The sequence below is a fragment of the Streptomyces sp. NPDC008238 genome, from assembly GCF_042956445.1.
Lineage (GTDB): Bacteria > Actinomycetota > Actinomycetes > Streptomycetales > Streptomycetaceae > Actinacidiphila.
The window spans coordinates 15,108-34,580 of record NZ_JBIBGK010000025.1 but is presented as its reverse complement, the minus strand read 5'-3'; the positions used below and the strand labels follow the sequence as shown (position 1 = coordinate 34,580).

Genomic DNA, 19,473 nt, shown 5'->3' with positions numbered 1-19,473 from the left:
ACAAGAGCCCCGTTGTCTTCTCCTCCGCTCTCGGATTGACTGGGCCCGCGCCGCGGGTCCGCGGCGCGCCCACGGCGCGAGAGGGGCGGGGACGATGGCGGCCGAGGTGGATCCGGCGGTCCTCGCGGGCGACCGCGCGCTGCTGGCCCGCGCCAGCACCGCCGACCGGGTCGCCGCGGTGCTGCGCACCCGGATCTCCGAGGGCCGTCTGCCGCCGGGCGGCAAGCTCGCCGAGGACGTCGTCGCCGGGGCGCTCGGCGTGTCCCGCAACACCCTCCGTGAGGCGTTCCGGCTGCTGACGCACGAGAAGCTGCTGGTGCACGAACTCAACCGCGGGGTCTTCGTCCGGGTGCTGACGGCCGCGGACGTCGCCGACATCTACCGGGTGCGCCGGGTGGTCGAGTGCTCCGTGATCCGCGGCCTCGGGGCCGGGCCGTACGACCTGTCCGCGGCCGCGGACGCCGTGGCGGAGGGCGAACGGGCCGCCGGCGGCGCGCGGTGGGTGGAGCTCGGCACCGCCGACATCCACTTCCACCAGGCGCTGGTCGACCTGGCGCACAGCCCCCGGCTGACCGGGCTGATGACCGGCGTGCTCGCCGAACTCCGGCTCGCCTTCCACACGATGGACGACCCCCGGGAGTTCCACGAGCCCTATCTGGACGGCAACCGGGAGATCCTGGCCGCCTTGGAGGCGGCCGACCCGGCGGGGGCGGAGCTGCTGCTGACCTCCTACCTCGACCGGGCCGAGGCGCAGCTGCTCGGGCGCCGCGCGCCGCTCGTCCCGGACGGGGGCCGGCCATAGGCCTTGTGCGGGCGGGCCCGGCGGCGTCCCCGGGGGAAGGCTGGTGACGACACGGACCAGGGCCTGTGCACGGTGCACAGGAGACTCGTCGGTCATCGGGACTGCCCACGGCCCGGCAGATTTGTAGTCTGATGTGACAGCGCAGCACCGCCAGACCCTGCCTTTGGACGGAGCCGTTCCATGAAGATGCTGATCAATGTCCCGGAGACCGTGGTGGCCGACGCGCTGCGGGGGTTCGCGGCCGCGCATCCGGAGCTGACCGTGGACGTGGAGAACCGGGTGGTCGTGCGCCGGGACGCGCCGGTCGCGAGCAAGGTCGCACTGCTCTCCGGGGGCGGTTCGGGGCACGAGCCGCTGCACGGCGGGTTCGTGGGACGCGGGATGCTCGACGCGGCGTGCCCCGGCGAGGTGTTCACCTCGCCCGTCCCCGACCAGATGGTGCGGGCGGCCGCGGCGGTGGACAGCGGGGCCGGGGTGCTGTTCATCGTCAAGAACTACACCGGTGACGTGCTGAACTTCGACATGGCCGCCGAGCTGGCCGAGGACGAAGGGATCATGGTCGGCAGGGTCCTGGTCAACGACGACGTGGCCGTGACCGACAGCCTCTACACCGCGGGGCGGCGCGGCACCGGCGCCACGCTCTTCGTGGAGAAGATCGCGGGCGCGCTGGCCGAGGAGGGGGCGCCGCTGGAGCGCGTCCAGGCCGTCGCGCGGCGCGTGAACGAGCTCTCGCGGAGCTTCGGGGTGGCGCTGACCGCGGTCAGCACACCGGCCAAGGGCGCGCCCACCTTCGACCTCCCGGCGGGGGAACTGGAGCTGGGCATCGGCATCCACGGCGAGCCGGGCCGGGAGCGGCGGGCGATGATGACCTCGGCGGAGGTCGCGGAGTTCGCCGTCGACGCCGTCCTGGACGACCTCCGCCCGGACGGTCCGGTGCTGCTCCTGGTGAACGGCATGGGCGGGACGCCGCTGCTGGAGCTGTACGGGTTCAACGCCGAGGTGCACCGGGTGCTCGGGGAGCGCGGCGTGACGGTGGCCCGCACACTGGTCGGCAACTACGTGACGTCGCTGGACATGGCGGGCGCGTCGGTGTCCGTGTGCCAGGTGGACGAGGAAATGCTGCGGTTGTGGGACGCGCCGGTGAGCACGCCGGCCCTGCGCTGGGGCGCCTGAGCGAGATCAAGGAGCGGGAGAGATGAGCGAGGCATCGTCCACCGGAGCGGGCCAGGTGATCGACACGGCCTTCCTCCGCCGCTGGTTCACCGCCGCGGCCTCGGTGATCGAGCGGGAGGCGGACCGGCTGACGGAGCTGGACTCCCCCATCGGGGACGCCGACCACGGCGCGAACATGCGGCGCGGCTTCATCGCGGCGCGCACCGCGGTGGAGAAGGAGCCGCCGGACTCCCCGGGCGGCGTGCTGGTGCTGGTCGGCCGGCAGCTGATCAGTACGGTGGGCGGGGCCTCGGGCCCCTTGTACGGGACGCTGCTGCGCAAGACGGGCAAGGCCCTGGGCGACGCGCACCAGGTGGCGCCCGAGCAGTTCGCGCAGGCACTGCGGGAGGGGGTCGACGGCGTGGCCCAGCTGGGCGGCGCGGCCCAGGGCGACAAGACGATGCTGGACGCGCTGGCGCCGGCCGTGGAGGCGCTGTCGTTCGCCCTCGACAAGGGTGCCGGGCTCGCGGAGGCGCTGGCGGCCGCCGCCATCGCCGCCGACGAGGGCGCGCTGGCGACGGTGCCGATGCAGGCCCGCAAGGGACGGGCGAGCTACCTCGGGGAGCGGAGCATCGGGCACCAGGATCCGGGAGCGGCCTCCTCGGCGCTCCTGCTGGGGGCCCTGGCCGGCGCCGCCCGGGAGGGCGCCGCATGACGGTCGCCCTGGTGCTGGTGTCGCACAGCGCCCAGGTGGCCGAGACGGTGGCCCGTATGGCGAAGGGTCTGAGCGGTGGCGGCGCCAAGGTTCCGGTGGCCGCCGCCGGCGGTGCGCCGGACGGCGGGCTCGGCACCGACGCCGCCAAGATCGTCGCCGCCGCGCGCTCGGTGGACGAGGGCGACGGTGTCGCCGTCCTCGCCGACCTGGGCAGCGCCGTCCTCACGGTGAAGACGCTGCTGGCCGACGAGGACGAGCTGCCGCCCGGCACGCGGCTGGTGGACGCGCCGTTCGTCGAGGGCGCGGTGGCCGCGGTGGTCACCGCGTCCGCGGGCGGCGACCTGGACGCGGTGGCCGCGGCGGCCCAGGACGCGTACACGTACCGCAAGGCCTGAGCTGCGCCGCGGCCGCCGGCGGGGTCAGCCCCGGCGGGCGCCGGTGCCGTACCGGCGCTCGAAGCGCTCGACGCGGCCGGCGGTGTCCAGCACGCGGGCGTTGCCGGTGTAGAACGGGTGGCTCGCGGAGGAGATCTCCACGTCGACCACCGGGTAGGTGCTCCCGTCCTCCCAGACGACGGTCTTCTCGCCGGTCATCGTGGAGCGGGTGAGGAAGGCGTGGTCCGCGGCGCGGTCGCGGAAGACGACCGGGCGGTAGGCGGGGTGGATCGTGTGCTGCACGGTGGGCTCCAGTCTGCAGGAGGGACGGGGGGCGTCGGCCTTCGCCGGTGTCAGCGCTCCTCGCGGAACGGCACGTGACGGCCGACGGCCGGGTCGTACTTGCTCAGGACCATGCGGTCCGGGTCGTTGCGCCGGTTCTTGCGGGTCACGTAGGCCGTGCCGGTGCCGGCGGTCGACCGGAGCGTGATCACCGGGCGCTGCTCACTGCGTGCCATGCGGGGACCTCCAGCGTCCACAATGGTTTTCATTTTCTTCGGACGTGGGGTTCAACGCGGGGGCCGTCGCGTCCATTCCCGCCGTCGTCCGTCCGGTGCGGGGAAGATGGAGGAGGGGTGTCCCGCACCGGCGACAGGAGGGCTGGCACCCATGGCCCGCGGCCCAAACAAGCACCCGGAGGTGCCCCCGCTCGCGCTGTCCCGCGGGGCGCTGTGCTTCCTGGCGTCGGCCTACATGCTGATCGCCGTGTGCATGGTCCTCGACCTGACCTCGGGCCCGCGCACGACCCTCGCCCCCGTCCTGGCGGCGCTGCCGGTGCTCGCCGGTGCGCACTCCCGCCGCGCCCGCGGCCCGCTGGTGGCGGGCGCGCTCGCGATCGGCCTGGTCTTCGTGCTCGCGGCGGCGAACCACGGGGTGCCGGCCCTGGTCCACGTGGCCTCCGCGATCACCGTGCTCGCGGTGACCTTCACCAGCACCGGCGCCGTCGTCCTGATCACCGGGCGGGAGCGGGAGCTGGCCCGGGTGCGCGGCGTCGCCGAGGCGGCGCAGAGCGCCCTGCTGCGTCCGCCGCCGCCCCGGATCGGCCCGCTGCGCGTCGCGGTGCGCTACGTGGCGGCGGAGGCGGAGGCCCGCATCGGGGGCGACCTGTACGAGGTGGTGCGGACCGACCACGGGGTGCGGGTGCTGCTCGGCGACGTACGCGGCAAGGGGCTGGCCGCCGTGGAGACCGCCGCCGACGTGCTCGGCGTCTTCCGGGACGCGGCCCGATCCGAACCGGCGCTGGCCTCGGTGGCCGCCCGGCTGGACGGCGCGCTCACCCGCAGCGGCGGCAGCGAGGACTTCGTCACCGCCGTGCTGCTGGCCGTCCCGGAGGACGGGGACTCCGCCGTGCTGGTCAACTGCGGCCACCCGCCGCCCCTGCTGCGGCGCCACGGCACCGTGACCGAGGTGGCGGCCGAGACCCCGGCGCCGCCGCTCGGGCTGCTCGCCCTGACCGGCGACCGCTACCGCGCACAGACGGTCCCCTTCCACCGCGGCGACCTGCTGCTGTTCTGCACCGACGGCGTGGTCGAGGCCCGGGACCGGCGGGGCCGTTTCTACCCGCTGGCCGAGCGGGTGCGGGAGATGCCCGAGCATGACCCGGACGACCTGCTGGACCGGGTGCTGGCCGACCTGCGCTCCTGGAGCGGCGGCGGCCTCGGCGACGACGCGGCACTGCTGGCGCTGCGCCGTACGCGCTGACGGACGGACGCCCCGCCGCTCCGGGGCCCGGGGCTGCGGCCGCACCCATGTGACGCCATTTCCGGACCCGGGCCCGGCCTCCGACCCCGGCGGCGCTCAGGGACGCCCCAACCGCAGCACCAGGTGCCGGCGCAACTCCGCCGGAAGCCACGGACGCCCCGCCGCTCCCCGGCCCGGGGCTGCGGCCGCACCTATGTGACGCCCTTCCGGTTGCGGGCCCGGCGACGACGCCGGGGGCCGCTCAGGACCGGCCCATCCCCTCGACCTCGGCGACCGCCTCGACGAGCCACCGCGACCAGAAGGTCTCCAGCTCGATACCGGCCCGCAGCACCAGGTGCCGCAGCCGGTCCTCGTCTCCGCCACGCCCCGGCGGGAAGTCACGCCCCTCGATCTCCGCGTACTCCGCCAACTGCCGCTCGTGCAACGCCAGGTGCCGGCGCAGCTCCGCCGCGAGCCCGTCGGTCCCGACGACCGCGGCGGCGCGCAGCCGCAGCAGCAGCGGGTCGCGGATGGGCCTGGGGTCCTCGGTGGCGGCGACCCAGGCGGTCAGTTCGGCGCGGCCGGCGGGCAGCACCTCGTACTCCTTGCGCTGCCCGCGGGCGGGCTGTGCGGCGGGCAGTTCCCGGATCAGGCCCGCCGCCTCCAGGCGGCCCAGCTCGCGGTAGATCTGCTGGTGCGTCGCGGACCAGAAGTAGCGGATGGAGCGGTCGAAACGGCGCGCCAGTTCCAGCCCCGACGACGGCTTCTCCAGCAGGGCGGTGAGGATGGCGTGCGGCAGCGACATGCCCGCATCCTACGGACGGTCCGAGGTCACAGGGCCGAGGTCACCGGGCCGAGGTCACAGGGCCGAGGTCACCGGGCCGAGGTCACAGGGCCGCGGCCAGTTCGGTGCCCTGGCGGATGGCCCGCTTGGCGTCCAGCTCGGCCGCGACGTCGGCGCCGCCGATGAGGTGCACGGAGTGGCCGACCGCGCGCAGCGCCTCGTACAGCTCGCGGCGCGGCTCCTGACCGGTGCACAGGACGACGGTGTCGACGGGCACGGTGCGCCGCTCGCCGTCCACGGTGATGTGCAGGCCCTCGTCGTCGATGCGTTCGTAGACAGCGCCCGCGACCATGGTGACGCCGCGGTGCTTGAGCTCGGTGCGGTGGATCCAGCCGGTGGTCCTGCCCAGACCCGCGCCGACCTTGGTGGTCTTGCGCTGCAGCAGGTGAAGGGTGCGCGGCGGCCGCGGCCGTTCGGGCGTCCGCAGCCCGCCGGGCCCGCGGTACTCGGTGTCGACGCCCCAGTGGCGGAAGTACGTCTCGGGGTCCCGGCTCGCGCCCTCACCGCCGTCGGTGAGGAACTCGGCGACGTCGAAGCCGATGCCGCCCGCGCCGACGACGGCGACCCGCTCGCCGACCGGGGCGCCGTCGCGCAGTACGTCGAGGTAGCTGAGCACGCTGGGGTGGTCGGCGCCGGGGATCTCCGGGGTGCGCGGGGTGACGCCGGTGGCCAGGACGATCTCGTCGAAGCCCCGGTCCGCCAGGAACTCGGCCGTGACGTGGGTGTCCAGGCGCAGCTCCACGTCCTCCTCGGCGAGCCGGGTGCGGAAGTAGCGCAGCGTCTCGTCGAACTCCTCCTTGCCCGGCACCTTGCGCGCGACGTTGAGCTGGCCGCCGATCCGGTCGGCGGCGTCGAAGAGGGTGACGGCGTGGCCGCGTTCGGCGGCCGAGACGGCGCAGGCGAGCCCCGCGGGCCCGGCGCCGACGACGGCGACGCGCTTGCGCAGCCGGGTGGGGAGCAGGACGAGCTCGGTCTCGTGGCAGGCACGGGGGTTGACCAGGCAGGAGGTGAGCTTCCCGCTGAAGGTGTGGTCCAGGCACGCCTGGTTGCAGCCGATGCAGGTGTTGATGGCGTCGGCGCGGTCCTCGCGGGCCTTCGCGACGAAGTCCGGGTCGGCGAGCATCGGACGGGCCATCGACACCATGTCGGCGGCTCCTTCGGCGAGCAACCGCTCGGCCACCTCGGGGGTGTTGATCCGGTTGCTGGTGACCAGCGGCACCGAGACCGCCCGCATCAGCCGCTTCGTCACCCAGGTGTACGCGGCGCGCGGGACGGAGGTGGCGATGGTGGGGATGCGCGCCTCGTGCCAGCCGATGCCGGTGTTGATGATCGTGGCGCCGGCCGCCTCGACCTCCTTGGCGAGGGAGACGACCTCCTCCAGGGTGGAGCCGCCGGGCACCAGGTCCAGCATGGACAGCCGGTAGACGATGACGAAGTCCGGGCCGACCCGTTCGCGGGTGCGGCGGACGATCTCCAACGGGAAGCGGGTGCGGTTCTCGTAGGAGCCGCCCCAGCGGTCGTCGCGGTGGTTGGTGGCGGAGGCGATGAACTCGTTGATCAGGTAGCCCTCGGAGCCCATGATCTCGACGCCGTCGTAGCCCGCCCGCCGGGCGAGCCCGGCCGCCCGGACGAAGTCCTCGACGGTCTCCTCGACCTCCTCGTCGGTGAGGGCGTGCGGGACGTAGGGGCTGATCGGCGCCTGGAGCGCGCTGGGGGCGACCAGGCCGGGGTGGTAGGCGTACCGGCCGAAGTGCAGGATCTGCATCGCGATGCGGCCGCCGGCGCGGTGCACGGCGTCCGTGACGACGGTGTGCTGCGCCGCCTCGTCCTCGGTGGTCATCCGGGCCCCGCCCGGGTAGGGGCGGCCGCGGTCGTTCGGGGCGATGCCGCCCGTCACGATGAGGCCGACCCCGCCGCGGGCCCGGGCGGCGTAGAACGCGGCCATCCGCTCGAAGCCGCCCTCGGCCTCCTCCAGCCCGATGTGCATCGAGCCCATGAGCACCCGGTTCGGGAGGGTGGTGAAGCCGAGGTCGAGCGGGCTCAGCAGGTGCGGGTACGGGCTCATCGCGGGGTCTCCTCGGGCGGCGGCGCGCGGTGTCGTCGCGACTTTTGTAGACCACCCCGGCCCGATTGTGCAACCAGTTGCAAAAGTGTTCCGCGCTACGCCAGCGTGTCCGCGCGCCGCTACACCGCCGGGCGGCTCCAGCGCGGATCGCGGCCCGTGGCCGCCAGCAGCGCCTCGAAGGCGGAGGCCCCGGCGGGGACCGGCGCGGGCTCGCCGAAGACCCCCATCCTGCGGGCGGTCGGCCCCATGGCGGCCACGAGCTCCTCCAGCGCCCGCAGCCCCTCGGCGTCCGGCGGGTACGGGAGCCCGGTGGCCCGGGCCAGGTCCCAGGGGTGCACCGTCAGATCGAGCAGCGCCATGGCGCCGACGATGCGCGCCGGCAGGTTCATCGACCCGGCCACGCCCTCGTCGGCGCCCGGTGCCGCCCAGGCCTCGACCAGCAGGTCGGTCTCCTTGGCGAAGCGCTCCCGCCACCCGTCGCCGTAGGCGGACAGCCGGTCCGGGGTGACGGAGAAGTCGGCCTCCTCCCGGGCTGCGAGGGCCTGGAAGCCGACGACCACGTGGAAGAGGTGGTTGAGCAGGTTCCGCACGTCGTACTCGGCGCACGGCGTCGGCGCGTCCAAGGCGTCGTCCGGCAGCGCCCGCACCAGGGGCAGCGCCCGGTCACGGGCCGTGGCGAGCAGTTCACTGGTCCTCGTCGTCATGGCACCGACGCTAGGGCGCGGAAGGCCGCTGCGGCTTGAAGAAATGCGACAGGGGCGCCCCGTAGGATCGCGGGTATGGCAGGTCCGGACAGCCCGCGCCGCGACACCCGGGGCATCGTCGACGCCCCGGAGCTGCTGGCCCGCGTCCGTTTCCGGCGCCGGGCGCCCGCGCCCGCGCTGCGGCCGTACCTGGAGCACTACTGGCTGATCGACTGGGACCTCGCCGAGCCGTACGCCTCGCACGTCGTGCCGCACCCCTCGGTCAACATCGTCTTCCAGCGGCACGGCACCGCCCCGGACGCCGGCGAGGTCGCGGGCATCGGGCTGGAACTGTTCACGCAGAAGCTGGAGGCCGCCGGACGCGTCTGCGGCATCCAGTTCCGGCCGGGCGGATTCCGGCCGTTCGCGCCCACGGTGCCGGTGTCCCACTGGACGGGCCGGCGGGTCCCGCTCGACGACGCGCTGCCGGGCCACGAGGCCGTACCGGGCGCGGTGCTCGGCCCCCGGGACGAGGACGCCCGCGTGGCCGCCCTCGACGCGTTCCTGCTGTCGCTCTCCCCCGCGCCCGACCCGCAGGCGGCCCTCGCGACGGCCCTGGCCGACCGTGTCCGGCACGACCGGACCATCCTGCGGGTCGAGGACTTCGCCCGCTCCGAGGGCATGTCGGCACGCTCCCTGCAACGGCTGTTCGCGGCGTACGTCGGCGTCAGCCCGAAGTGGGTCATCCTCCGCTACCGCATCCACGAGGCCCTGGAGCGTGCCGAGTACGGGACCTCGGTCGACTGGTCCGCCCTCGCCGCTGAACTCGGCTACAGCGACCAGGCCCATCTCGTCCGGGACTTCACCGCGACCGTCGGCGTGCCGCCCACCGCCTACGCGGGCTGAGCGCCGGGTACCGACGGCCCGCACAGGTGCCGCCGGGCCCGGGCCGTCACCATGGCGGCGTCCGCGAACCCCGCCGCGTCACTCGCCGCGCTCGGAACCCGCCTCCATGACGGCCCGCAGTTCGGCGAAGCGCCGGGCCTGCGGTGTACCAGCGGCCGGCTCGCTGAGGGCGTACGCCCTGGTCTTGAAGCCGTCCCCATGGTGGAACTCCGCTCCCCAGGCGCCCAGTCGCACCGCGACCACCTCGTCCTGCGCGAGATGCTGGGTGCCCCACGGGTTGACGGCCACGATCCCGGCCGGGCCGACCTCGAGCCGCACCCTGAAGACGTTCCACCACAAGAAGAGCGTGACGCCGACGGCGAATGCCGACCACAGCCCGGCCGACCGGGCCGCGGTCGGTTACCAACTCCTGACCTTCGCACATGCGTCGGAGACGGCCACCGCGGGGCATAACGACATCGAGTGCGCGCAAAACGGCCCCATCCCCCCACACGCACACAGGTCACGTCGCCTCACGCGGCACAGGAGGCCTGCCCCATGACCGATCCCATCACGCCCCGGCTCACCCCGATCCCCGTCGACGGCATGACGCCGTGCGGCCGAGTCGCCACCGGCGCGGCGGACCCGTGCGGGGAGGCCGCCCGGTGGCACATCCAATGGCTGCCCGGGCACGGCTCGTTCGCGTGCGCGGCGCACATGGCCGAGGCGCGGCGGCTGTTCGCGTACGTCGACCGTCACCAGGTGGGCCCGGACTGCAACATGCCGGGGGCGCTGTGGGCGGCGGGGCGCTGCGCCGTGGCCCGGGGCCAGGCGCGGGCGGCCTGACCCCGACGGCGGACCCCGGGCTCAGCCCGAGAAGGCGTCGAGGATGCGCGCGGCGGCCAGCGTGGGCGTCAACGTGCCCTCGCGGACCTGCCGTTCGATCTCCGGGGTCAGCCTGCGCACCTCGGGGTGGCCACGGAGACGGCCCAGCAGTTCCTCACGGACCATGCTCCAGGCCCACTCCATCTGCTGGTCGCGGCGCTTGGCCGCCAGCCGTCCCGTGGAATCCAGCAGCGTGCGGTGCTGCTCCAGCCGCTCCCACAGCGTCTCCAGGCCGGTGCCCTCGCGGGCGCTGCAGGTCAGCACGGGCGGGGTCCAGGCGGCGTCCACCGGGGTCATCATCCGCAGGGCGCCGGACAGTTCCCGCGCGGCGGCGCGGGCGTCGCGCTCGTGCGGGCCGTCGGCCTTGTTGACGGTGATGACGTCGGCGAGCTCCAGCACGCCCTTCTTGATGCCCTGGAGCTGGTCGCCGGTGCGGGCCAGGGTCAGCAGCAGGAAGGTGTCGACCATGCCCGCGACCGCCGTCTCGGACTGGCCGACGCCCACGGTCTCCACGAGCACCACGTCGTAGCCCGCCGCCTCCACGACGACCATGGACTCCCGGGTCGCCTTGGCCACGCCGCCCAGCGTCCCGGCCGACGGCGAGGGCCGCACGAAGGCCGAGGGGTCCACCGCCAGCCGCTCCATCCGGGTCTTGTCGCCCAGGATGGAGCCGCCGGTCAGCGTGGACGACGGGTCGACGGCGAGCACCGCGACCCGGTGGCCGAGGCGCGTGAGCAGGGTGCCGAAGGCGTCGACGAAGGTGGACTTGCCCACCCCCGGCACCCCACTGACGCCGATCCTGCGGGCCTTGCCGGCGTACGGCAGCAGCTCCGTCAGGAGCCGCTGGGCGAGCTCCCGGTGATCGGGCCGCGACGACTCCACCAGGGTGATGGCGCGGGCGATCCAGGCCCGTGAGCCGTCGAGCACGCCCTTGACGTACGCGTCCAGGTCGATGGTGGGAGGCATGGGCTCACAGTTCGTGGCCGAGCGCGGCGGCGAGCCGCGTGACCAGGTCGTACGCCGAGTCGGGGATGACGGTGCCGGGCGGAAAGACCGCGGCCGCGCCCATGCCGAGCAGCTCGGGGACGTCCTGCGGCGGGATGACGCCGCCGACCACGATCATGATGTCCTCCCGGCCCTCGGCCGCCAGTTCCTCGCGCAGCGCGGGCACCAGCGTGAGGTGGCCGGCGGCGAGCGAGGAGACGCCGACGATGTGCACGTCGGCCTCCACCGCCTGCCGGGCGACCTCGGCGGGGGTCTGGAAGAGCGGCCCGACGTCCACCGTGAAGCCCAGGTCGGCGAAGGCGGTGGCGATCACCTTCTGGCCGCGGTCGTGGCCGTCCTGGCCCATCTTGGCGACGAGGATGCGCGGGCGCCGGCCCTCCGCTTCCTCGAAGCGTCCGACCAGCGCGCGGGTGCGGTCCACGGACGGCGACTCCCCTGCCTCGTTCCGGTACACACCGGAGATCGTACGGATCTGCCCGGAGTGCCGGCCGTACACCTTCTCCAGGGCGTCGGAGATCTCGCCCACGGTGGCCTTGGCGCGTGCCGCGTCCACCGCCAGCGCCAGCAGGTTGGCCTCCAGGCCCTGGCCCGCGCCGCGTTCAGCGGCGGCGGTCAGCGCGGCGAGAGCGTCCTGGCAGGCGCCCTCGTCGCGCTCCTCGCGCAGCCGGCGCAGCTTGGCGATCTGCTGCGCGCGCACGGAGGAGTTGTCGACCTTGAGGACCTCGATCTGCTCGTCGCTGTCCACCCGGTACTTGTTGACGCCGATGACCGGCTGGCGCCCGGAGTCGATGCGCGCCTGGGTGCGGGCCGCGGCCTCCTCGACGCGCATCTTGGGGATGCCCGCGTCGATCGCCTGCGCCATGCCGCCGGCCTTCTCGACCTCCTGGATGTGCTGCCAGGCGCGCCGCGCCAGGTCGTACGTCAGCTTCTCGACGTAGGCGGAGCCGCCCCACGGGTCGATGGCCCGGTTGGTGCCGGACTCCTGCTGCAGCAGCAGCTGGGTGTTGCGGGCGATCCGCGCGGAGAAGTCCGTCGGCAGCGCCAGCGCCTCGTCGAGGGCGTTGGTGTGCAGCGACTGGGTGTGGCCCTGGGTTGCGGCCATCGCCTCCACGCAGGTGCGTGTGACGTTGTTGAAGACGTCCTGCGCGGTCAGCGACCAGCCGGAGGTCTGCGAATGGGTGCGCAGGGAGAGCGACTTGTCGTTCTCCGGCTCGAACTGCCGGACGAGCTTCGCCCACAGCAGCCGGGCCGCGCGCAGCTTGGCGACCTCCATGAAGAAGTTCATGCCGATCGCCCAGAAGAAGGACAGCCGCGGCGCGAAGGCGTCGACGTCCAGGCCCGCGCCGAGCCCGGCGCGCAGGTACTCCACGCCGTCCGCGAGGGTGTAGGCCAGCTCCAGGTCGGCCGTGGCCCCGGCCTCCTGGATGTGGTAGCCGGAGATGGAGATCGAGTTGTAGCGCGGCATCTTCTGCGAGGTGTACGCGAAGATGTCGGAGATGATCCGCATCGAGGGCTTGGGCGGGTAGATGTAGGTGTTGCGGACCATGAACTCCTTGAGGATGTCGTTCTGGATGGTCCCCGCCAGCTTCTCGGGCGGTACGCCCTGCTCCTCCGCGGCCACGATGTAGAGCGCCAGCACCGGCAGCACGGCGCCGTTCATCGTCATCGACACGGTCATCCGGTCCAGCGGGATGCCGTCGAAGAGCTGGCGCATGTCGTAGATCGAGTCGATGGCGACGCCCGCCATGCCGACGTCACCGGTGACGCGCGGGTGGTCGCTGTCGTAGCCGCGGTGGGTCGGCAGGTCGAAGGCGACGGACAGGCCCTTCTGGCCGGCGGCCAGGTTGCGCCGGTAGAAGGCGTTGGACTCCTCGGCGGTGGAGAAGCCCGCGTACTGCCGGATCGTCCAGGGCTGGTTGACGTACATCGTCGGGTAGGGGCCGCGCAGGTACGGCGCGATGCCCGGGTAGGTGCCCAGGAAGTCCAGGCCCTCCAGGTCGCGGCCGGTGTAGAGCGGCTTGACGCCGATGCCCTCGGGCGTCTCCCACACCAGGTCCTCGGCGCCGCGGCCGGTGGTCTCCTTGACCGCCGCGCGCCACTGCTCCTCGGTGGCGCCGTTCCCGGCGCCCGGTCCCAGCTCGATCTCCGAGAAGTCCGGGATCCGCATCAGGCCACTCCCATCCGGTCGAGGACCGAGGTCAGGACGGCGACCGCGTCGCCGCCCGCGAAGACGAAGCCGTCGACGCCCGCCGCGGTCCAGGCGGCCTCGCGCTCGCCGGGGCGGCCGGCCAGGAACACCCGGCCCGCTCCCGCCTCCTTCAGTGCCGCGGCGACGTCCGCGGCGTGCTCCTCGTAGAGCGCGTCGCTGGAGCACAGGCACGCGGCCTGCGCGCCGCTTCGGGCGAAGGCCCCGGCCGCGGTCGTGGCGTCGACCGTCACCGGGTCGTGGACGGGCTCGACGCCGCCGGCCTGGAAGAGGTTGGCGGCGAAGGTGACCCGTCCGGTGTGCGCGGCGGCCGGGCCGAGGGCAGCCAGGAAGACCTTCGGGCGGGACCCGGTCGCGGCCAGGTGGGCGTCCGAGCGTGCGCGCAGGGCCTCGAAGGCCTCGTCCCGGCGGACCTTCGGGAGGCCGCCGGAGGGCGCGGCCGGCGCCGGGTCACGCTCGACGGGCGGCTCCGACAGCAGCGGGAACTCGCTGACGCCGGTGATCGGCTCGCGCCGCCTGGCCAGGGCCCGTGTGCGCTCGGCCCAGGTCGTGGCGAGGCGGTCGGCGACCAGGCCGGAGGCGAGGGCGGCGGCCTGCCCGCCGGAGCGCTCCAGCTCCTGGAACCAGGCCCAGGCGGCCCCGGCGAGTTCGTCCGTGAGCCGCTCCACGTACCAGGAGCCGCCCGCCGGGTCGACGACCCGGGCCAGGTGGGACTCCTCCATGAGGATGGTGGAGGTGTTGCGGGCGATGCGGCGCGCGAAGGCGTCGGGCAGGCCCAGCGCGTGGTCGAACGGCAGCACCGTGACGGAGTCCGCGCCGCCGACGCCGGCGCCGAGCGTGGCGACGGTGGTGCGCAGCATGTTCACCCACGGGTCGCGTCGGGTCATCATCACCGGCGAGGTGACGGCGTGCTGGCGCTGCCCCGCCGCGGTCGCGGAGGCGCCGCAGACCTCGGCGACGCGGGCCCACAGCCGGCGCGCGGCGCGGAGCTTGGCGATCGTCAGGAACTGGTCGGCGGTGGCGGCGTAGCGGAACTCCAGTTGCGCGCAGGCCGCGTCGACCGGCAGCCCGGCCTCGGTCAGCGCCCGCAGGTAGGCCACCCCGGTGGCGAGGGACGCGCCGAGTTCCTCGGCGGCCGAACCGCCCGCCTCGTGGTACGGCAGGGCGTCCACGGTCAGCGCGCGCAGCCCCGGGTAATCCTGGTGCGTCCGGCGGGCGAGCGCCACGGCAGCGGCGGTGTGCGCGGCGAGCGCGTCCGCGTCACCGGTACGGGCGACGAGGCCGAGGGGGTCGGCGCCGAGGCTGCCGCGCGCGGCTTCGCGGGCCACGCCCCGTTCGTCGTGGAGCGCGAGCAGCGCCTGGCCGGCCGCCTCGAAGTCCGCGCCCGCGTCGAGCACGACGGGGGCGAGGTCGAGGTAGACGCCGTCCAGGACCGCGCCGAGCGAGGGCACCGGGATGCCGGCGTCCCCCAGGACGAGCCAGAGGGAGGTGACGCCGTTCTCCAGGTCGGCGAGCACGGCCTCGTTCGTGCGGGCCGCGTCGGGCCGCGCATGGCGCTGGCGTACGTCCCAGCCGCCCAGGACGCCGCCCGCCGGGGCACCGCCCCGGGTGAAGGGCGCGAAGCCGGGGAGGCCGACGCCGTCGCCGAAGGCGTCGGGCGCGTCGGGCGCGGTGTACAGCGGGCGCGTGATGAGCCCGTCTTCGAGGGAGGTGGACAGCGCGTCCTCCGCCGCCTGACCCGAGACGTCCTTGCCCGCTTTGCGCAGGACGCCCTCTACGAGGCGCCGCCACTGCTCGTGGGTCGCATCCGGGAATTCGGCGGCCAGGGAGAGCCCGTCGTCAGGCAGGACCGTCATGCTCACAGAGGCTAGTGCCCGTCAGCAGGTGAGCAGCAGGGGGCACACCTGTGACCTTGCCCATTCCGGTGGACCCTTGATCCGTTCGGACGCGATGCTCTATCCGGCGGCGGCCCCACGACCCGCCCGGGAGGTCTCCGGCGGCGCTCCTCGACGGCACGGTCAGCGCCGCTCGGCGGCCTGTCCGGACGCCCCGGGGCGGGTGCCGGTCGTCGCCTCCGTGAGGTCGGCGACCTGCCGGCGCAGCTCACGGACCTCGCGCAGCAGTTCCTCGGTGACCTCCTGGACGCGCCGGTTCTCCTCCTCGTCCTCCTGGAAGCGGGCCAGGAACCAGGCGGCGATGTTGGCGGTGACCACACCGAGCAGGGCGATGCCCGAGAGCATCAGCCCCACCGCGATGAGCCGGCCGACGCCCGTGGTCGGGGCGTGGTCCCCGTAGCCCACCGTCGTCATCGTGGTGAAGGACCACCACAGGGCGTCGCCGATGGTGCGGATGTTGCCGTGCGGCGAGTTGCGCTCGGCCTCGAGGACGGCGACCGACCCGAACGCCAGCAGCCCGAGCACGGCGCCTACGACGTAGGTCGTCAGGCGCACCTGGGCCGCCAGCCGCACCCGCTGGCCGACCAGGAAGAGCGCGGACACCAGGCGCAGCAGGCGCAGCGGCTGGAGCAGCGGGAGGACGACCACGGCGAGGCTGAGCGGCTGCCGCTTGACGAACTCCCAGCGCCGCTCGCTCAGGGCCAGCCGGACCGCGTAGTCGGCGGCGAACAGGGCCCAGACCGTCCGCTCCGTCCAGTGCGCGGTGGTGATGAGCGCGGGGTCGGCCGCCGGCACCAGGATCGGCAGGGCGTAGGCGGCACCGAACACCACGGCCAGGGCGAGCAGCGCCGCCCTGGTCTGCTGCTCCCAGCGTTCGAGACGGTTCATGGGGGCAGTATCCCCCGCGGCCCCGGCACCCCGGTGGGGCCGATCCACGTCCGCGGGACGCGGCTGACCTGCGGCGACGGCGGTCCTGCGGCACCCGGACCGGTCGCTCAGGGGTTCACTGGCGCGGTGGTCCGCTCGGGCGGGCCGAACCGGGAGAGCGTCACGACGGTGCGGACCGTCGTCCGGTCGTCCCTGACCAGCCGCCGCTCGAAACGCACGACGCGCCCCTGCGCCGTCACCCAGATCTCGCAGTCGAACGAGCCGGCGTGAGCGGCTGTCATGTCGCCGTGGACGTCCGGGTCGAGCTTCGCCAGTTCGCCGGTGGTGACGGTTCCCTCGAGCGGGTGGACGGCGAGGCCCGCGGTCCGCTCCGGCCCCCTGTCCGCGCCGGGGCGTCCGGCCAGGAGGGTCGCGTAGCCGCCCAGATGGCCGAGGTGGAGGCGCCCGCCGACGGGCGCCGGCAGCGCGTTCCGGCGGCCGGGCCGCCCGTCGTCCTGGCGGAAGCGGACGTAGGCGCGTTCCCCGGTGCAGAGCGCGTCGGACACCCCGTTGTGCGGGTCGCGCACCGTGAGCCGGCCGGTTTTCGGGCCGTTCAGGTTGACCCGGCCCCGCGACACGGTGGGCGGCCCGGCGACGGTGGTCGTCAGGGCCACGGCCGCCGAGTAGGGCGCCGGGTCCGCACGGGCCAGGGCCGTCGCGACGTCGAAGTCGGCGGCGCCGGCACGCTCACCCGCCCCCTCGGCCCCGTCGCCGGAACCGTGCCCGCACCCGGACAGGCCGGCGAGGAGCAGGAGGACGGTGGTCGCGAGCAGGGCGGAGCGGGCGGCGGTCGGCTGAGGCATGGCGGAACGGTGCTCCCCCGTGGACGGTTGTCGTCGAGCAGGGGCGGAGGCTACCGGGCCGTCGCCCGGGTCCGCGAACGGATTCCCCCGGCCGCGGGCGGGACACCGGTACCGACGTCGTCCTGCCGGCCCCCGGTCGAGCCCCGGCCCGGGACCGAACCGCCGTGGTCCGAGGCCGCGTTCCCGGCCGCCCCCACCGCCCGGCCCGCGCGGTCCCGTGGAAGACCCGCGGCGCGACACCCCAACGCCCGCCCGGCCGCGCCGCTTTGCCCCGTCCGGGCGGATCCGGGCGGGCGGGCCGTGGCGGATTGGCGCAGCCTTCGCGGGGGCTTCCCCTGGCCGCCGCCCGGTGTTCGCGCACGCGGGGAGAGACTGGCCGCCGCCCCCGTACTGCCGCGGACCACCCCGGAGACAGGCCTGCCATGAACCACATCGACCGCAGACGCTTCATGCAACTGGCGGGCGGTACCGCCGCGTTGTCGGCGCTGCCCACCAGCATCGCCCGCGCGGCGGAGATCCCCGCGGACCGCAGGACCGGCTCGCTGCGCGACATCGACCACATCGTCGTGCTGATGCAGGAGAACCGTTCCTTCGACCACTACTTCGGCACGCTGCGCGGAGTGCGCGGCTTCGGGGACCCGCACCCGGTGGCCCAGCCGAACGGCAAGCCGGTCTGGTACCAGTCCGACGGCACCAAGGACGTGCTCCCGTTCCACCCCGACGCCGACGACCTGGGGCTGGCGTTCCTGCAGGACCTGCCGCACGGCTGGAACGACGGCCAGGCCGCCTTCAACCGGGGCCGGTACGACCGCTGGGTGCCGCAGAAGTCCGCCACCACCATGGCGCACCTGACCCGCGAGGACATCCCCTTCCACTTCGCGCTCGCCGACGCCTTCACCATCTGCGACGCCTACCACTGCTCGTTCATCGGCTCCACCGACCCGAACCGCTACTACATGTGGACGGGCCACACGGGCAACGACGGCAAGGGCGGCGGCCCGGTCCTCGGCAACGAGGAGCTGGGCTACTCCTGGACGACCTACCCGGAGCGGCTGGAGGCGGCCGGGGTCTCCTGGAAGATCTACCAGGACGTCGGCGACGGCCTGGACGCCGCGGGCGGCTGGGGCTGGATCGGCGACGCGTACCGCGGCAACTACGGCGACAACTCCCTGCTGTACTTCGACCAGTACCGCGACGCGAAGCCGGGCGACCCGCTGTTCGACAAGGCCCGCACCGGCACCGACGCGCGCAAGGGCGAGGGCTTCTTCGACCTCCTGCGCGCCGACGTCAAGGCCGGGAAGCTCCCCCAGGTCTCGTGGATCGTGGCCCCCGAGGCCTTCACCGAGCACCCGAACTGGCCCGCCAACTACGGTGCCTGGTACATCGCGCAGGTCCTCGACGCCCTCACCTCGAACCCCCGGGTGTGGAGCAGGACCGCGCTGTTCGTCACCTACGACGAGAACGACGGCTTCTTCGACCACGTCGTCCCGCCGTTCCCGGCCGGCTCCGCGGCGCAGGGCGGCTCCACCGTGGACGTCGCCGGCGACCTGTACGCCGGTTCCGGCTCCCGCCCGGCGGGCCCGTACGGGCTCGGCCAGCGTGTGCCGATGTTCGTGGTGTCGCCGTGGAGCAAGGGCGGCTACGTCTGCTCGCAGACCTTCGACCACACCTCGATCATCCGCTTCGTGGAGCGTCGCTTCGGCGTGCACGAGCCGAACATCTCCCCCTGGCGGCGCGCCGTCTGCGGCGACCTCACCACGGCCTTCGACTTCGGGCACAAAGACACCAAGCCCCCGAGGCTGCCCGACACCCGCGGCTACCTGCCGCCGGACGGCGACCGGCACCCGGACTACGTGCCCGCGCCGCCCGCCCACCCGTCGCTCCCCCGCCAGGAGCGCGGACTGCGTCCGGCCCGCCCGGTCCCCTACGACCTGTCGGCGGACGGCCGGATCAGCACCAGCACCGGGACGCTGCGCCTGGACTTCGCCTCGCACGCCTCCGCCGGCGCGCACTTCCTGGTGACCTCCCCGACGCACACCGAGGGCCCGTGGTCGTACACGGTCGCGGCCACGCGCTCCCTGGCGGACACCTGGCCCGTGGACGCGGACGCCCACGGGGCGTACGACTTCACCGCGCACGGGCCGAACGGCTTCTTGCGCCGGTTCGCGGGCCGGGCGAGCCAGGCCGGTCCCGAGGTCAGCGCCCGGCACGACGGCGAGCGCGGCTCCGTACGTCTCGTCCTGACCAACGACGGGCCCCGCACGGTCGAGCTCACCGTCAAGGACGGCTACGGCAAGGAGCACCCGGTGGCCTACCGGCTGCGTCCGGGCGCCCGTGCCGTGCACGTGGCCGGGACGCACCACAGCCACGGCTGGTACGACCTGTCGGTGACCTCCGACCTCGACGGCACCTTCCGGCGCCGGCTGGCCGGCCACGTCGAGACGGGCCGGGACAGCACGAGCGACCCGGCGATCGGCGGCTGACCCGCACGG

At 74.3% G+C, this 19,473-nt stretch carries 19 protein-coding genes; 8 read left to right on the top strand and 11 right to left on the bottom strand.

The features are described from left to right. The first annotated feature begins 94 nt into the window (after positions 1 to 94). The 4 genes from ACFZAU_RS33535 (at position 95) to dhaM (ending at position 3,064) form a co-directional block, all read left to right on the top strand. Positions 95 to 802 carry a GntR family transcriptional regulator gene (locus tag ACFZAU_RS33535; protein WP_500555299.1) on the top strand — a complete coding sequence of 236 codons (708 nt, stop codon included), beginning with the start codon at positions 95 to 97 and terminating at the stop codon, positions 800 to 802. Between the two features lie 180 nt (positions 803 to 982). Next, entirely contained in the window at positions 983 to 1,975 is a 993-nt protein-coding gene (gene dhaK / locus ACFZAU_RS33530) for a dihydroxyacetone kinase subunit DhaK (protein ID WP_500555298.1), read from the top strand. A gap of 22 nt (positions 1,976 to 1,997) precedes the next feature. Next, the gene (gene dhaL / locus ACFZAU_RS33525) at positions 1,998 to 2,669 is read left to right on the top strand and encodes a dihydroxyacetone kinase subunit DhaL (RefSeq protein ID WP_499607409.1); all 672 of its coding nucleotides are present in this window, start codon (positions 1,998 to 2,000) and stop codon (positions 2,667 to 2,669) included. Next, positions 2,666 to 3,064 carry a dihydroxyacetone kinase phosphoryl donor subunit DhaM gene (gene dhaM / locus ACFZAU_RS33520; RefSeq protein WP_500463008.1) on the top strand — a complete coding sequence of 133 codons (399 nt, stop codon included), beginning with the start codon at positions 2,666 to 2,668 and terminating at the stop codon, positions 3,062 to 3,064. The genes dhaL and dhaM overlap by 4 nt, the downstream gene beginning before the upstream one ends. 24 nt (positions 3,065 to 3,088) lie before the next feature. Here the strand turns inward: dhaM and ACFZAU_RS33515 are convergent, their stop codons facing one another. Further along, complete coding sequence (locus tag ACFZAU_RS33515; RefSeq protein ID WP_500555297.1) at positions 3,089 to 3,346, bottom strand: type B 50S ribosomal protein L31; 258 nt, start codon at positions 3,344 to 3,346, stop codon at positions 3,089 to 3,091. A 50-nt stretch (positions 3,347 to 3,396) separates the two neighbouring features. Further along, positions 3,397 to 3,561, bottom strand: coding sequence for a 50S ribosomal protein L33 (gene rpmG / locus ACFZAU_RS33510; RefSeq protein WP_018561168.1), 165 nt, complete (start codon positions 3,559 to 3,561; stop codon positions 3,397 to 3,399). Between the two features lie 151 nt (positions 3,562 to 3,712). Here rpmG and ACFZAU_RS33505 point away from each other — a divergent pair, with 151 nt between their 5' ends. Beyond that, positions 3,713 to 4,804, top strand: coding sequence for a PP2C family protein-serine/threonine phosphatase (locus tag ACFZAU_RS33505; protein ID WP_500555296.1), 1,092 nt, complete (start codon positions 3,713 to 3,715; stop codon positions 4,802 to 4,804). A gap of 241 nt (positions 4,805 to 5,045) precedes the next feature. Here ACFZAU_RS33505 and ACFZAU_RS33500 read toward each other — a convergent pair whose 3' ends face one another. The 3 genes from ACFZAU_RS33500 to ACFZAU_RS33490 all read right to left on the bottom strand — a co-directional run bounded on the left by ACFZAU_RS33500 (position 5,046) and on the right by ACFZAU_RS33490 (position 8,396). Next, positions 5,046 to 5,588 carry a PadR family transcriptional regulator gene (locus ACFZAU_RS33500; RefSeq protein ID WP_500555295.1) on the bottom strand — a complete coding sequence of 181 codons (543 nt, stop codon included), beginning with the start codon at positions 5,586 to 5,588 and terminating at the stop codon, positions 5,046 to 5,048. A gap of 82 nt (positions 5,589 to 5,670) precedes the next feature. Beyond that, the gene (locus tag ACFZAU_RS33495) at positions 5,671 to 7,692 is read right to left on the bottom strand and encodes an FAD-dependent oxidoreductase (RefSeq protein WP_500555294.1); all 2,022 of its coding nucleotides are present in this window, start codon (positions 7,690 to 7,692) and stop codon (positions 5,671 to 5,673) included. Positions 7,693 to 7,811: 119 nt separating this feature from the next. Next, positions 7,812 to 8,396, bottom strand: coding sequence for a TIGR03086 family metal-binding protein (locus ACFZAU_RS33490; protein WP_500555293.1), 585 nt, complete (start codon positions 8,394 to 8,396; stop codon positions 7,812 to 7,814). Positions 8,397 to 8,471: 75 nt separating this feature from the next. Here ACFZAU_RS33490 and ACFZAU_RS33485 point away from each other — a divergent pair, with 75 nt between their 5' ends. Then, positions 8,472 to 9,281 carry a DUF6597 domain-containing transcriptional factor gene (locus tag ACFZAU_RS33485; RefSeq protein ID WP_500555292.1) on the top strand — a complete coding sequence of 270 codons (810 nt, stop codon included), beginning with the start codon at positions 8,472 to 8,474 and terminating at the stop codon, positions 9,279 to 9,281. A gap of 78 nt (positions 9,282 to 9,359) precedes the next feature. Here the strand turns inward: ACFZAU_RS33485 and ACFZAU_RS33480 are convergent, their stop codons facing one another. Beyond that, positions 9,360 to 9,599 carry a hypothetical protein gene (locus tag ACFZAU_RS33480; protein WP_500555291.1) on the bottom strand — a complete coding sequence of 80 codons (240 nt, stop codon included), beginning with the start codon at positions 9,597 to 9,599 and terminating at the stop codon, positions 9,360 to 9,362. 219 nt (positions 9,600 to 9,818) lie between these two features. On the opposite strand from ACFZAU_RS33480, the gene ACFZAU_RS33475 reads away from it, so the two are divergent. After that, positions 9,819 to 10,106 (top strand): hypothetical protein, encoded by a 288-nt coding sequence (locus ACFZAU_RS33475; protein ID WP_500555290.1) that lies wholly within the window; start codon positions 9,819 to 9,821, stop codon positions 10,104 to 10,106. A 21-nt stretch (positions 10,107 to 10,127) separates the two neighbouring features. On the opposite strand, the gene meaB is transcribed toward ACFZAU_RS33475, so the two are convergent. From meaB to ACFZAU_RS33450, 5 genes are all read right to left on the bottom strand, one after another. Beyond that, entirely contained in the window at positions 10,128 to 11,111 is a 984-nt protein-coding gene (meaB, locus tag ACFZAU_RS33470) for a methylmalonyl Co-A mutase-associated GTPase MeaB (protein WP_500555289.1), read from the bottom strand. Between the two features lie 4 nt (positions 11,112 to 11,115). After that, complete coding sequence (scpA, locus tag ACFZAU_RS33465) at positions 11,116 to 13,317, bottom strand: methylmalonyl-CoA mutase (RefSeq protein ID WP_500555288.1); 2,202 nt, start codon at positions 13,315 to 13,317, stop codon at positions 11,116 to 11,118. Further along, the gene (gene mutA / locus ACFZAU_RS33460) at positions 13,317 to 15,212 is read right to left on the bottom strand and encodes a methylmalonyl-CoA mutase small subunit (protein ID WP_500555287.1); all 1,896 of its coding nucleotides are present in this window, start codon (positions 15,210 to 15,212) and stop codon (positions 13,317 to 13,319) included. Before mutA ends, scpA begins: the two co-directional genes overlap by 1 nt. Before the next feature lie 162 nt (positions 15,213 to 15,374). Next, positions 15,375 to 16,139: a potassium channel family protein gene (locus tag ACFZAU_RS33455; RefSeq protein ID WP_500555286.1), complete on the bottom strand. Its 765-nt coding sequence runs from the start codon at positions 16,137 to 16,139 to the stop codon at positions 15,375 to 15,377. A 107-nt stretch (positions 16,140 to 16,246) separates the two neighbouring features. After that, entirely contained in the window at positions 16,247 to 16,981 is a 735-nt protein-coding gene (locus tag ACFZAU_RS33450) for a hypothetical protein (protein WP_500555285.1), read from the bottom strand. Positions 16,982 to 17,403: 422 nt separating this feature from the next. Between ACFZAU_RS33450 and ACFZAU_RS33445 the strand changes: the two genes are divergently transcribed. After that, the gene (locus tag ACFZAU_RS33445) at positions 17,404 to 19,464 is read left to right on the top strand and encodes a phosphocholine-specific phospholipase C (RefSeq protein WP_500555284.1); all 2,061 of its coding nucleotides are present in this window, start codon (positions 17,404 to 17,406) and stop codon (positions 19,462 to 19,464) included. Positions 19,465 to 19,473: the final 9 nt, after the last annotated feature.